Raw genomic sequence first — 13,818 nt, 5'->3', positions numbered from 1 at the left:
ACTAAAGCGAGCAGACCAAGTAGAAGATGAACGCCTAAAACAGCTTTATCAATACAAAGCCTATGAAACACTAAAAGAAAATAAAGGTGCTTTAGAAGGCATAAAAAATATTGACAATCCGAAAAGCTCGAACCTACAGCTTAACGTAAGCCTAGGAACAAGCAAATCCGAAAGCAGTTATAAAAGTGAAACCGAATTAAATCAAGGCAGTAATCTCTATGCAACCGGTGACGTAAACGTCAAAGCCACCGAAAAAGATATCACCCTCAAAGGCAGTGAAATCACAGGTGAAAATGTAAATCTAGACGCTAAAGAAAATATCAACGTCATAGCAGGAACAAATAAAAATGTAGGCAAAGGAGAAAACTCCAGTAGCTCCGCAAGCATTGGTGTAAGTATAGACTTTAGCGGAATAAGTGGAATCAATGCAGGCTATAACAAAGCCAACGGCGAAGTAAAAGAAAACGCAGAAACACACGTAGCAAGCACAATCACAGCAAAAGACACACTCACCACAAAATCCGGACAAGACACCAACATCATCGGCAGTAAGCTTGAAGGCAACAGTGTAAAAATGGAAGTCGGTAAAGACTTAAACATCGAAAGCCTTCAAGACAAAGAAATCTATGATGAAAAGAACAGTAGTAGTGGTTTTAACTTTAGTGCAGACATAAAAGTAAATGCAGATACAGGGAAAAACCAATTTCAAAATGCAGGAATCACAGGCGGTAAAAATAAAGGCAATACCAACTCCACCTACGAAAGCGTAACCGACCAAGCCGGAATCTACGCAGGCAAAGGTGGCTTCGATATTGAAGTAGGCAAAAACACCGATTTAAAAGGTGCAGTCATAGCAAGCGAAGCCGATGCTAGCAAAAATAAGCTTAGCACGGATACGCTGACTTATTCTGATATTGAGAATAAGGCGGAATATAGTTCAAGTAGTAGTGGAATTAATGTAGATACGAGACCAAATGCAAAAGATAAAGACAAAGGAATTACGCCAAATATCGGAGTAACTTCAAGTGATGAAGCAGATTCCACAACAAAATCCGCAATAGCACAAGGAACAGTAGAAATCAGAAGCAATCCAGACCAAGATTTAACTGGGCTAAGTAGAGATACTCAAAATTCACTAAATGCATTAGAAAAAATTTTTGATAGAAAAACAGTCGCCGAACAACAAGAACTAGCACAACTATTTGGACAAATTGCATTTGAAGAAGTGCATAAATTAGGAAATAAATTTGGTTGGGATGATGGAAGTATAGGAAAAATAGCACTCCATGCATTTGTCGGAAAATTCATGGCGGAGCTAGGTGGAGGAGATGGAAAAACAGGAGCAATAAGTGCGGCTGTAAATGAAGCTTTAATAAAAGAAATAGGAAAACTACCAGTAGAGCTACAACAAATGGCAAGTGCAATACTAGGAAAAACAGTAGCGCAGATGACAGGAGGAAAGTCAAATACAGGAGCAAGTATAGCTGCAAGTGCAACGAAAAATAATTGGCTCAATACAACGCAGCAAGAAGCCCTAAAAAGAGATATGCGAAACGCTAAAACAGATAAAGAAAAGCTAGAAGTGATAGCGAAAGCATTAGCATTAAGTAAAGCAAATATAGACGTATATGGAGAACCCGAAGAAGGAGAAGCGATTATAAGGGAACTCTATGACTATTTAGATGGGCTACATATAGGATATTCAGATGCAGGGGGGAACAAAGGATACGAAATTAGTTCAGGAGGGTTAAATTATAACCTAGCAAAATTAGCAGAACAATTAGGCATAGACCAAAGTAAAATAAACCAGTATTATGAATATTATAAAGAAGTAAATAAACTAGACGTATTAAAACAAGAAAGCCCAGGAGATTATGCATATAAATTCGGACTAGCTGAAAAACAACTAGACCCAGCAACAGGAAGATATTTTGTAAGATTAGAAGATGGAGACTATACAATTTGGGGGATTCCGGCAAAAGGTGACCAACTAGCAGAACAAGGAGGGAAAGTAGTAAAAGGACAAGATGGAGGAAACTATGTACAAGATGAAAATGGTACATGGTGGACAACAAATCATGAAGTAACAACAACTGATTATGGTGAGGTCTTTAAAGGCGTAGTGCAAATGACAGGTGGTGGTAGTGAAGCATATTCTGGGGGAATGCTAATAGGTGGAACACTTGGGGTAGGTACAATTGCAGGTGTTGGGTTAGCAGCTGATGGAGTTGCAAATATGTCAGAAGGATTTGGTAGAATTTTGAACCAATTTACAGGAGGCAATCGTCAATGGAATTATGTAAAAAATGCGGCAGTGGTAATATCGCCTGAATATGGGAAGCGTGTATATGATGGTTCCCAATTATTATTGGGTGTATATGGAGTAGGGGCAGGAATCGGAAAGTTGACAGCAGAAACTGTATATACCAGTAAAAACCTATTAGGATATGTTGCAGTAGATAAAGGTAAAAATACATGGACATATGTAGGGATAGATAAGAAAGGTTTAGAAGTTTCTAAATGGACGGAAAATAATATTGTAGTTAATCGTCTTGTTGTAAATCCAGAATTAGTTACAGGAACAACGTTAGGAGGACTTGCACTTGATACATTTGGAATGAATGATGCATTAAGTTCAATAAAAGAAAATATGGGGGGAAATAAATAGTGATAAATTTTTTTCAAAGTTTAAATAAAAGATGGCATTTTCTTCTTTTGGGTGGTGTAGTTGCTTATATTGGTTTTTTGTTTGGAGAAATGCATAATAGAGATAGTATCTATCAATATCAACCGTTCACAATTATTACATTAATAGCCTCAATTGCTATTGGAAGTGTTTTATATAATGTATATTTATATAAGAAAAAAAAAATTAGTTATTTTGAGGGGCTTTTAAATACTGCTTTTTGGGAAATAATAGCATCTATAATATTAATTGGAGTAATGATGACAGTAAAATATCTAACAGAAAATTATCAAATGGATTTTAGCACATTATTAGGGTTTCCATATCATCCGAGATAGTTTTAAACTTAATATCTAAGTAAAAAATACGAGAAAATAGCAGACTATGAACTGCCCCTATAGATTAGATTAAAATCTAATTTATAGGGGCAGTTTTTCATGGTAAAGTTTTAAGCAAAACAAGGAACCGAAGTAAACGATCAAACGCAAACCACCAATAATAATCCTACGGCTACGGGAGAACAAGCGAATGAACCGAAAAAGCCACCAGAAAAAAGTGACTTATCAATTAATATCAGCCTAGGAACAAGTAAATCCGAAAGCCAATCACAAAGTCATACAACACTAGCACAAGCAAGCACAATATCAGCAGGAGAAAACGTAAATATAAAAGCCACAGCTGGAGATATCAAAGTTAAAGGAAGCGAAATAACAGGAGAAAATATAACCCTAGAAGCAAAAGGCAACCTAGATATCCAAGCAAGTGCAAACAAAAATACCAGCAATACCGACAGTAAAAGCAGTTCAGCTAGTATAGGCGTAAGTATAAACCTAGGTGATGGAAGTATTGGAGCTATAGGTGTAAGTGCAAGCAAAGCAACAGGGAAAATCAAAGAAAACGCAGAAACCTATAACCAAAGCACAATCACAGCAAAAGACACACTCACCACAAAATCCGGACAAGACACCAATATCATAGGCAGTAAACTTGAAGGCGATACCGTAAAAATGGAAGTAGGTAATAACCTAAAGATCGAAAGCCTCCAAGACAAAGAAACCTATGACGAAAAGAACAAATCAGCAAGCATCAGCATAAGTGCAGGAAGCATAAATGGCTCCGCAAGCCAAGGCAAAACCAACTCCAACTACGAAAGCGTAACAGACCAAGCCGGTATCCACGCAGGACAAGGTGGTTTTGACATCGAAGTAAGCAAAAACACCGACCTAAAAGGAGCGGTAATAGCAAGTGAAGCTACGCCAGATAAAAATAAATTATCAACAGATACGCTAACCTACTCAGATATAGAAAATAAAGCAGAATATAGTGCAAATAGTATAGGGGTTAATATAAATACAGACAAAAATGCAAAACTAAACGAAAAAGGAATCACCCCAAATATAGGAACACCAGCCAAAGGAGAAGCAGACTCCACAACAAAATCCGCAATAGCAGAAGGAACAATAGAAATAAGGAGCAATCCAAACCAAGACCTAAGTGGACTAAGCAGAGACACCCAAAATGCACTAAACGAACTAGGAAAGATATTCGACAAGAAAAAAGTAGAAGAACAACAAGAACTAGCTAATTTATTTGGGTAAATTGCATTTGAAGCAGTAGGAGACCTAGCTAGAAAAAAACAAGATGAAGCTGAGCTAACAAAAATATTAGCAGAAAAAGACCATGTTGCAGGAAACATAGAAAAAGAAGAAAAATTAGCACAACAATATAAGCAAAAAAATGATCAATTAGCCTCATGGTGTGAAGGCGGAGTGAATATTACAGCGATTCATGCTTTAGTAGGAGGACTAGCAGCCCAATTAGGAGGAGGTTCATTTACCACAGGTGCAACTGGAGCAGCAAGTGCAGAAATCAGTAGAAATTTAGTAAAAGATTTATCTCCAGATGCGCAACAATGGGCAAGTGTAATTATTGGAGGAGCAGCCGCAAAAGTTGTAGGAGGCAATGCTCAAGTTGGAGCATCTACGGCACTATCGGGAACAGTAAATAACGACCTAGCCCATAAGATAACTGGAATTACAAAAGGCATATTAAATGGAGTAGAAGAAGATGCAAAAGGGCTAATTGATTTTATAGTCAATTATCAAGAAACAATAGAAAATTTAAAAGATACAGCAAATGCAATATATGATTTAGGGAAAGAGCAAGGATTTGGGGCTATATTTGCAGAAATAGGTAATGCAATAGGTGGAGACTGGGTAAATAAATACGATACTATTGAAAATGAATATATCAATGGAATGATAGATGAAAACACCTATGACTATCGAATTGGTATGTTAGCAGGAGAAGTAACCTATTTTATTGCGAGTACAGTAGCAGAACCAGAAAAACTAGCGGTAAATCCAAAATTATTAACAAAAGTAGCAAAACTAAGTAAAGTAGAAAAATCATCGGAATTTACTTTAGAGACAGTAATAATAACAGCAGAAAGAATAGAGGGGTCGAGTAAAGGTGAACTTAGAATTGGTCGTTTTACAGCTCAAGAGACATCAAAGTTAGCAGCTACTAATGCAGAACGTGCAGCTGCACAAGAGGCTGCTCTGTCGGCTAAGAATACGGGATGGATTGATAGTGCTGGTAATATTAATTGGTCTAAAAATGATGGTTTTGTCGGTACACCAAAAAATGTAACCTTGCAACCAGGAGCAAAAATTGATAGATATGGCTATGAAAGTGGAAGCTATGTTTCGCCACAAGGAACATCTTATGAGATGCGTGCCTTAGTTCCTGGAACTGAAGCGAAACCGTATAATGTCTACGAAGTAGTGAAACCAATAGATGCTTTAGGTGGAGAAATAGCACCTTGGTTTAATCAGCCTGGTGGTGGTATTCAGTTAAAGCTAGGCAAGACAATTCAAGAACTCTTAGATGGGGGATATATCAGAAAGGTGGAACCATAAATTGAAAGAAACGGAATTAAAACGAAAATTAATAACGATGAATATTAGACCAGATATGTACTCACTTAACGGCGGATTACCAAATGAGAAATTTTGTTTATCGGAGGTAAATGGAAAGTGGGAAGTGTATTATAGTGAGCGAGGAAACAAAACAGGCTTAAAAAAATTCGATAATGAGGACGACGCGTGTGATTATTTCTATGATATGGTATATAAAACTTCGAAGAGTATGGGGCTAATATAACCTCGCTTCAAAACTTTAATCATCTTACGACAAAAAAACTTGTTTAGGGAAATAAAAATAGAATTTCTTTAATTACATGATGTAGATGACAATATATTTTATTCCTAAACTGATCGCATAATCTTAATTCTGTAGTTAGTCACCCAGAAAGCTCCTAGCGTAGCGGCAGTACCGTCGGTAGCATCAATGATGCAATTGCCTCTGCTGACGCTTTGATTTGAGAGGAAGGAACTGAATAAAAACAATGAGGTTAGCGGACGTAAAAAATCCGTTAACCTCTGTTTTTATCTCAGTGACTTCTAACCATATTAAACTGATATATAAATATTTTCCTATAAATGATAATAAAAAATCACTCAGGGTGAATCAGAAGGACTTAGACTCATTACTACTACAAAATGGACAACTCCCCCCATAACCATTGCCCATACAACTACCACAATATATCCCACCACATTCTTTTGGAGAGACAGAAGGGACGTTCCTTTTTTGACAACAAGATGATACACTTGAAGCACGAGGTGATAAAACTGTCGCGTGAAACAAGAATAGTAGTAATAAGTTGACGGAAAAGGAACGTCCCTTAGTGTCCTTCTTAGTGTCCTTAGTGTCCATACTTAGTGTCCCATATAAAAAACCTGTAAAAGCAGGGATAGTAAAAAGCAGGACAATATAAATGGAGCAGTTATAAAGCATATATAAAAAAAGAGCTAATATTAGGAATACTAGGAGAAAATAAAATCGAATCAATAAAAGAATTTAAAAAATTTACTGATATGGATGAAAATGATATATTTATTGATATAGATGCAAAGGAAAATAGGATGGAAGAAAAACAAGCAATAAAATTATGGAACGGGCTTGATAAAAAAGAAAGAACATTAGAAGAAAAATTAAAAATATTTAAGGTAGAAAGCAATTATACCACTAAGAAAGCTATCAGAAATAACAGGTATTAATAAAGATAAAATAAATATATTAACGAAGTGATAGACAAAAAGAACCGTAACCTTTGTATTCCTTTATCTTTTTTGTTAAAGTTAGAGTCTTTATTATGAATTAGTTATCAGATAGATTAGTTTCTTGAGGTACATTGTTAAGATTAAGTGAGGGGATAGGTTCTGCACAGACAATACTATTTTGAATAAGGTACGATTTGGTTGCTTCATCTGAGTAAGAATATCCCTTTTCAATCATTGATTTAATAAAAATCTTATTATAAAAATATGCAAAAATTGGGCCGACAAATAGAGCACCAAATCCTGCCGTACATAATGCTGTAAATAAAGAAATCAAAAATAAAATTGCTGCCCATTTGATATCTCCACGAATTAATGGGACGAAGATTCCGAATAAAAAGGTTGTCCAAGAGTATCCTGTAGGACATTGTTTTACAAGTCCAGTACGTTGATTTTTTAAAGTAATCATAAAAAACACATCCTCTATAAAAAATATTAACTACCCGATAATTACAATAATACCATATTATAACATAGAATTAAAGGGAAAATATTTTAAAAAAGTAAATTTAATTATATTTATGGACTTTTTTGTAATTTCATGATATGGTCAATAATGATATGTTTTTCAATAAAATGGATTTGGAGTGATGGGGTTGTTATTTTGGAATCAGGGGATTAAGTTTTTATTAGGTGTTGTTGCATTAGGCTGTTTAATGTTTTATCCAGAAGTTAGCTTCGCAACTGAGAATGGAGAAAATATAGTTCAGCAGTCAACTAATAATGAAATTTTCCTTGCAAAAGTTAAGGAAAATGGTAAATGGGGCTACATTGACCAAACGGGAAGGTCCATTATCCCAATTGTTTTTAATGATGTGGGCGATTTTTCATCTGGAATAGCAAAAGTTAAATTGAACGGTAAGTATGGATATTATAATAAGACAGGAAAAGAAATTATTCCAGCAATTTACGATGAGTTGGGTGATATAGAGGGGGGAATGATTTGGGCAAAACTCAAAGGGAAATACGGTTATTTTGATACGCTGGGGCAGCTGGTAATTCCTTTTGAATTTGACGATTTTGTAGGTTTTAAGGATGACCTATTTCTTTTAAAGAAAAATAAAAATTGGCAGTATTATAATAAAACTGGTCAAAAAGCTTTTGAGGGAACATATAAGAATGCTTCTTTTTTTTATAATGGTTTAGCGTTGGTTTCACAAGATGATAAATATGGCTACATAAATAAAAAAGGTGAAATAGTCATTCCTTATCAATATAAGTCCGCGAATCGTTTTAGTGAAGGGCTAGCAGCTGTTAGAGAAAATGGTAAGTGGGGTGTTATTAATAAAGAGGGTAAAATGGTAATAAAACCACAATTCAGTGAATGGATTTATAACTTTGATGATGGGATTGCAACGATAAAAGATGGTGGAAAATATAAATATATAGATAAAAAAGGTGAACTGCTTTGCGAGGCAGATTTTGATGAAGTATATCCTTTTAATGGTGAAATTGCTGAGGTTAGGAAAAAGGTAAGCAAGTTTTGTTGGGGCGGTTTTTTACTGACTGCAGCAATGGGAAGTATCGTTGATCATCCAGCACCTAATACTAGTGTAAGAAGAATTGAAATTGACCAAAATGATTTAACAACGCAGAAACAAAAACGCGGGTATATAGATAAAAAGGGCGATTTTGTTGTATCAACAAAGAATGATCAGGTGGATAAATTTCATGAGGGTATAGTGCGAGTAGTTACTGATGGAAAAAGTGGCTATATGAATATAAAAGGAGAATATATAATTCCTGCCCAATATGATGCGATATTAGGGTTTTCCGAGGGTGTAGTAGGGGCAGGTAAGGATAAAAAATGGGGATATGTAGACTTAAAGGGAAATGAAGTAATTCCTTTTAAATATGATATGGTTTCTGATTTTAGCGAAGGGCTTGCAGCAGTTAAGGTACTGGACAAATGGGCATGTATTAATAAAGAGGGAACTCAGATTGTTCGTTTAAAATACAATGCCATTAATGGATTTTCTGAAGGGGTGACTACTGCAAAGATAAATAATGCCTGGGTTATTCTTGATACAGCAGGTAATACAATAATGTCAGAAAATACAGCGATTGAAGATATGACATATTCTAAAAATGGTTTGATTCAATTTAAAGAAAATAAAAAATGGGGTTATATGAATCATCAAGGCGACAAGGTAATTGAAGCAAAATATGATTCTGTTACAGATTTCTTGAAAAGGTAAACGACAAAAAGAGGTTATGATTAGCGAGTTTAATCGCTAATCATAACCTCTTTTTATAAAATTAAATACAATTTACAGTTATTTAATTTTACTAATAGAAATATTAAGTTGATACGTCCCATAAAGGGAAAGTTGATCTAGTAGACCATTGAGTTCCTCTTGGTTTTTTGCATGTACTTTTAATAGATAGCAGCCATGACCGCTTATTTTATGGGCTTCTTTTATTGTGTCATGGGATTTGATTAGTTTTTGCAAGCCGAGGTGGTCGAGGTTTTTCATAAAGAGAATAATAAAACATTGTATTGAATTATTTAGTTTTGATTCATCAATCTCAATAGTAAAATGTTTGATGATGCCTGTTGATTCTAGTTTATCAATTCTAGCTGCCACCGCAGGAGCGGATAGATGAACTAGTTCTGAAATGTCTTTTAATTGCATTCTAGAATTCATTTTTAGACAATCAATGATTTTGATATCCGTAGAATCTAGGTTTATGGTTTTATCATTCATCTTTATCCACAACCTTTTTAAATTATTTTTTTTTTCTTAAAAACTTTGATAAATAAAGGATTATCTTAGATAATCTTTCTCTAAAAAAATAGCAAAATGCTAAACTTTAGATGTGATCACGATTTAGTTATGAACTAAGATTTAGATAGGGTTAAAAATGCACTTGAATCAAGTCATACCTTACCTATATAAAATCATAAGAGTTTTTAGCTCTTTTTGCAATGTTGATGTATCTCTATATAAATAAATTTAGAGGTGTATTTTGAAAGGGGATTTATTATTATGGATAATAATGTTTTATTGCTTATTGATTTTCAAAGAGAATATAATACCAAAGGACGTTCGTTTTATATCAAGGAGATTGAGGAAAGTTTGGGAAATGCACAAAGTATTTTACGTCATGCTAGGAAAAATAAATGGACAATTATTCACGTAAAACATTACAATGATTTAGAATTCAAAAATACAGAAGTTTTTTTAAAAGGGAATAAGTATGCAGAATATATAGATGAATTTATTCCCTTGAAAACAGAAACTGAATTTGAAAAAAATAATTATTCTTGCTTTTCAAATAAAGAGTTTACGGAGTTTTTAGAAAAATATAAATCGGAAAAAATTTTTGTTGTTGGCTACAATTCAAGGATGTGTGTACTTTCAACAATTATAGAAGGGTATCATAAAGGGTATAAGTTTTATTTTGTTCATGATAGTTCAAATGCAAAGGCGGATATGATATATACAGAAAAAGAAATACATGGGGTGATGACTTCTGTATTAGCTACTTTTTCACAGGTTGTTTCAACAAAAGAAATAGTAAAATAGGTATTCTTAAAAAGTGCATTATAATAAAATATTTTTCAAAACATAAATAAAACAGCTAGAGGATAAAACATCACTACTTTCGATGTTTGCCCTCTAGCTGTACCTATAGTTTGACATTGGGTTACTATACCTCATTCATTATTTTGTTGTCCGATATTCACTTGTCTGGACTCCTTTTCATCAGAGACCTCATACTGTTTATTTCTATAGCTAGCCTAACTAAAAAATATTATTTACAGGCGCGAGCGCACGGCAGATGAGCCATTGTCGCTAACTAAACTATATAGAGAAACATACAAGTAGAATCTAAATGGGTAGCCATTCATGTCATGACATTCAGAACAGGAATCTTTGTTGCGCATTGTTGCAATCAATGCGTTCTTTTAGGGGTAAACGGATTCACCTTACACGAATACTTACCGTCCTCTTCTGTGCCGTATCAGTATCTTCTCTCACCAAGAGTATACATCCGTCGGGATTGCATCTCTACATAGGCAACGAGTAAGATCTTTCAAACAATTTGTTTGCACCGTGACGTTAAGCTTATGTTGGGATGATTTGTTCGGTCATGTATTCGATAAACCTCACTTCCCTTCTGTATGAAGATTTCCTATTCCTTATGGCTTTATTATAGCATAACCGAAAATTTATTTCAATATTCAGATTATTTTAAATTTATAAATTTTTTCGCTGATTTTCGATTAAATTTGCTAATTAAAATTGAAAAAGAAGAAGAGGTAGTTGCTAAAATTATTTTTTATATTTAAGGCTAGAATACTTGGGGTAGGGGACAAATTACATTTTGAAACATATTATGTAATATAGGAGGTGAACGATATGTCTGATATGGAGCGGTCTAAAATAGAAGAAATTGTTCGATTTACAATTGATGAATATTGTGATAATTGGATTTTGTGGGTTGTGGTTTTACTATTAGCTTTTGTTCTTTTGATGGGAAATACTTTTTCGTTTTGGCTCGGTGTATTAGTGGGTTTGGCAATTCCATACTATATCATTCCGCACTATTTCACTAACAAGTGTGAAATTGTTGCTGAATAGATTATATGGCTACATTCAGTGGAGATAGAAAATTCGCTGGATGTAGTTTTTATATAGTTGAGAAATCGTTATTTTGCAATATTTCATCTATTTTTTGCATTGTAGAAAATATTTGTATTGACCAGTTTTTATCAGCGGCGTAAAGTTCATTTATATCACGAATCGTGTGACCGCGATAGTAGTCTCCGTCGATATAATGTGTGCGTAGAAATTGTGCGACATAAGCAATAGCGTCTTCTTTAGAGGCAAAGGCGATTGCATTTTCAGGAGTACTTGTATAAGCTGCAAAGCCAAATAAATTATTACGCTCTGTGGCTAGTGTGGATTTTCCCCAGTTTGATTCGTGAATTGCAATTGCAGCTAAGAAAACAGCATTGATTCCCGTATCTAATTCGGCATTAATGAACGACTCTCCTAATCCTTGCATAGGAGTATTTTTCAAAACATAGTTTAATTCAAATGCGGTTATTGCTGAGAGGAAAGTAATATCAAAGGTTTCTGGTGAGTAACGTTGGTAAGTTCGACTAGTTTTTGGCTTAGCACGATAGATTTTTGAGTTTAATTCAGCATCACAAAATCGAAGACGTGTGCTTTCTGGGGTGACGATTGTCTGGATAGTCAGTTTGCCGCACGCACCAAAAAAATCTACGTATAAATTGGTCAGAGAATTTTTCTTTTTTTGGATTTGCTTTTCTAAACTTCTAAGTTCAACGGTAAGAGTCGCAATTTTATTATTTGTAATTTGAAGATTTTCTTCTACTGAGGTTATACCTATATAAGGCGATGAAACTATGGCATAAAAAAATATACTAAATATAAATAAAATTACTAGGCATAATGATATTATGTAAAGTAAATAATTTTTAAATAGTATGTTTATGGTGATCACCGCCTTATCTTTTAAGTTTAAGGGTTAGGTGTAATCAGGATATGAAAAAGAGTAGTTTAAATTAATTATATAAAAAATAATAAATAAAGTCGAATAAAAAGACCTTTAGGCAGGAAAAGAGAGATTTCAAACTTGCATAGAGGCCTAATTTATATTTTTAGTAATGTAATGATCAATTAGCTGTTTTTACGCTGAAATTCTACCATGAAATCAACTAATGCTTGACAGCCGGCTTTTGGCATTGCATTGTAAATAGAAGCGCGAAGCCCGCCTACGGAACGATGACCTTTCAAACCGCCTAGACCTTTTTCAGTCGCTTCGGAAATAAATTGTTTTTCTAATTCTTCAGTTGGTAAGCGGAAGGTAGCATTCATGAAAGAGCGGCTCTCTTTTTGCGCATGTCCGCGATAGAACCCATTGCTGTTATCGATAGCATCGTAAATAATAGCAGCTTTTTCTGCATTGCGTTTTGCCATAACTTCAAGGCCGCCGTTGTTTTTAATCCAGCGAACTACTTTGCCAAGCATATAGATACCAAATGCTGGAGGTGTGTTATAAAGGGAATTATTTTTTGCATAAGTATCATAACGAAGCATTGCTGCAATATTTTCTGGCAAGTTTTCAATCATTGATTTACGAATTACAACTAAACAAACACCGGAAGGTCCAAGATTTTTTTGTGCACCTGCATAAATCATGGAGAATTTTGAAAAATCAACCGGACGAGAAAGCATATCAGAGGACATATCTGCAATTAATGGAACGTCGTTTGTTTCAGGAACGTATTTCCATTCCGTACCAAAAATTGTATTGTTATAGCAGATATGAAGATAAGCTGCGTTATCGCTTAATTTGATATCTTCTTGTTTTGGAATATAAGTGAAATTTGCTTCTTCACTGGAAGCGGCAATGTGTGTTGCACCAAAAAGTTTTCCTTCTTTCAAGGCTTTTTTGGCAAAGGAGCCAGAAACTACGTAGTTCCCAATTTTTCCTGCTGTTAAAAAGTTCATTGGAATCATATCGAATTGCATACTTGCGCCGCCTTGGATGAACAACACTTCGTAGTCATCACCAAGTTTCATCAATTCTTTGATATCGGCAATTGCTTGATTATGTACAGCTTCATATGGTTTGGAACGGTGACTGATTTCCATAATGGACATGCCTGTATTTTGGAAGTTTAATAATTCAGCCTGTGCTTCTTGAAGAACTTCAAGCGGTAAAACTGCTGGACCAGCGTTGAAATTAAAAATACGATTATTCAAATCAGGATACCTCCTCAGGTAACTTGTTTATTTTTTGTTATATTCTAACGCTATTTTTGCAAAATCGTCAAGGGAAAAATAAAAAATGTTTTTTTGAAAAATACACTTGACGTTTGACGGAGGATAAAATATAATCTAATACATGATAAAAAAATAAAACAGTCATTTTATTGACTATTTGTAAATGCGATGATGGGGAAGCGAT

The 13,818-nt window shown here is 34.5% G+C and carries 13 protein-coding genes and 1 other annotated feature (1 of these 14 only partly in view); of the genes, 9 read left to right on the top strand and 4 right to left on the bottom strand.

Annotated features, from left to right (window positions below):
* The 6 genes from ACWZFG_RS10265 to ACWZFG_RS10240 form a co-directional block, all read left to right on the top strand.
* On the top strand, positions 1–2,668 hold a 2,668-nt coding region (locus ACWZFG_RS10265), incomplete at its 5' end, for a hemagglutinin repeat-containing protein (protein WP_455577589.1).
* Positions 2,668–3,024 (top strand): hypothetical protein, encoded by a 357-nt coding sequence (locus ACWZFG_RS10260; protein WP_455577588.1) that lies wholly within the window; start codon positions 2,668–2,670, stop codon positions 3,022–3,024. The genes ACWZFG_RS10265 and ACWZFG_RS10260, both read left to right, overlap by 1 nt.
* 228 nt (positions 3,025–3,252) lie before the next feature.
* Positions 3,253–4,284 (top strand): hemagglutinin repeat-containing protein, encoded by a 1,032-nt coding sequence (locus ACWZFG_RS10255; protein ID WP_455577593.1) that lies wholly within the window; start codon positions 3,253–3,255, stop codon positions 4,282–4,284.
* Positions 4,285–4,455: 171 nt separating this feature from the next.
* Positions 4,456–5,607 carry a TNT domain-containing protein gene (locus tag ACWZFG_RS10250; RefSeq protein WP_455577587.1) on the top strand — a complete coding sequence of 384 codons (1,152 nt, stop codon included), beginning with the start codon at positions 4,456–4,458 and terminating at the stop codon, positions 5,605–5,607.
* A gap of 1 nt (position 5,608) precedes the next feature.
* Positions 5,609–5,851 carry a hypothetical protein gene (locus ACWZFG_RS10245; RefSeq protein WP_455577586.1) on the top strand — a complete coding sequence of 81 codons (243 nt, stop codon included), beginning with the start codon at positions 5,609–5,611 and terminating at the stop codon, positions 5,849–5,851.
* A 776-nt stretch (positions 5,852–6,627) separates the two neighbouring features.
* Positions 6,628–6,810 (top strand): hypothetical protein, encoded by a 183-nt coding sequence (locus tag ACWZFG_RS10240; protein ID WP_455577585.1) that lies wholly within the window; start codon positions 6,628–6,630, stop codon positions 6,808–6,810.
* Positions 6,811–6,910: 100 nt separating this feature from the next.
* Here ACWZFG_RS10240 and ACWZFG_RS10235 read toward each other — a convergent pair whose 3' ends face one another.
* On the bottom strand, positions 6,911–7,279 hold the full coding sequence (locus ACWZFG_RS10235) for a hypothetical protein (RefSeq protein ID WP_418626596.1): 369 nt from the start codon (positions 7,277–7,279) through the stop codon (positions 6,911–6,913).
* 181 nt (positions 7,280–7,460) lie between these two features.
* Here ACWZFG_RS10235 and ACWZFG_RS10230 point away from each other — a divergent pair, with 181 nt between their 5' ends.
* Positions 7,461–9,068, top strand: coding sequence for a WG repeat-containing protein (locus tag ACWZFG_RS10230; RefSeq protein WP_455577584.1), 1,608 nt, complete (start codon positions 7,461–7,463; stop codon positions 9,066–9,068).
* Between the two features lie 78 nt (positions 9,069–9,146).
* Here ACWZFG_RS10230 and ACWZFG_RS10225 read toward each other — a convergent pair whose 3' ends face one another.
* Positions 9,147–9,578: an AsnC family transcriptional regulator gene (locus tag ACWZFG_RS10225; RefSeq protein ID WP_177503519.1), complete on the bottom strand. Its 432-nt coding sequence runs from the start codon at positions 9,576–9,578 to the stop codon at positions 9,147–9,149.
* Positions 9,579–9,860: 282 nt separating this feature from the next.
* Between ACWZFG_RS10225 and ACWZFG_RS10220 the strand changes: the two genes are divergently transcribed.
* Complete coding sequence (locus ACWZFG_RS10220; RefSeq protein ID WP_177503521.1) at positions 9,861–10,400, top strand: isochorismatase family protein; 540 nt, start codon at positions 9,861–9,863, stop codon at positions 10,398–10,400.
* 837 nt (positions 10,401–11,237) lie between these two features.
* Positions 11,238–11,459, top strand: a complete 222-nt coding sequence (locus ACWZFG_RS10215; RefSeq protein ID WP_177503523.1) for a hypothetical protein — start codon at positions 11,238–11,240, stop codon at positions 11,457–11,459.
* 49 nt (positions 11,460–11,508) lie between these two features.
* Here ACWZFG_RS10215 and ACWZFG_RS10210 read toward each other — a convergent pair whose 3' ends face one another.
* Positions 11,509–12,348 (bottom strand): glucosaminidase domain-containing protein, encoded by an 840-nt coding sequence (locus ACWZFG_RS10210; protein ID WP_455577583.1) that lies wholly within the window; start codon positions 12,346–12,348, stop codon positions 11,509–11,511.
* Between the two features lie 176 nt (positions 12,349–12,524).
* Positions 12,525–13,613, bottom strand: coding sequence for a 3-phosphoserine/phosphohydroxythreonine transaminase (gene serC, locus ACWZFG_RS10205; RefSeq protein WP_455577582.1), 1,089 nt, complete (start codon positions 13,611–13,613; stop codon positions 12,525–12,527).
* Positions 13,614–13,793: 180 nt separating this feature from the next.
* Positions 13,794–13,818: a binding site (T-box leader), on the top strand; it runs 178 nt beyond the window's last position.

The sequence above is a fragment of the Anaerosinus sp. genome (genome assembly GCF_965318445.1).
Note: the sequence above shows the minus strand (reverse complement) of the source record. Positions and strands in the feature narration are given on the sequence as shown.

What these genes read in the sequence shown, in the direction of transcription:
- ACWZFG_RS10240 (WP_455577585.1), top strand. Translation starts at nt 6,628, where the DNA reads ATGGATGAAAATGATATATTTATTGATATAGATGCAAAGGAAAATAGG.
- ACWZFG_RS10230 (WP_455577584.1), top strand. Translation starts at nt 7,461, where the DNA reads ATGGGGTTGTTATTTTGGAATCAGGGGATTAAGTTTTTATTAGGTGTT.
- ACWZFG_RS10215 (WP_177503523.1), top strand. Translation starts at nt 11,238, where the DNA reads ATGTCTGATATGGAGCGGTCTAAAATAGAAGAAATTGTTCGATTTACA.
- ACWZFG_RS10235 (WP_418626596.1), bottom strand. Translation starts at nt 7,279, where the DNA reads ATGATTACTTTAAAAAATCAACGTACTGGACTTGTAAAACAATGTCCT.
- ACWZFG_RS10225 (WP_177503519.1), bottom strand. Translation starts at nt 9,578, where the DNA reads ATGAATGATAAAACCATAAACCTAGATTCTACGGATATCAAAATCATT.
- ACWZFG_RS10220 (WP_177503521.1), top strand. Translation starts at nt 9,861, where the DNA reads ATGGATAATAATGTTTTATTGCTTATTGATTTTCAAAGAGAATATAAT.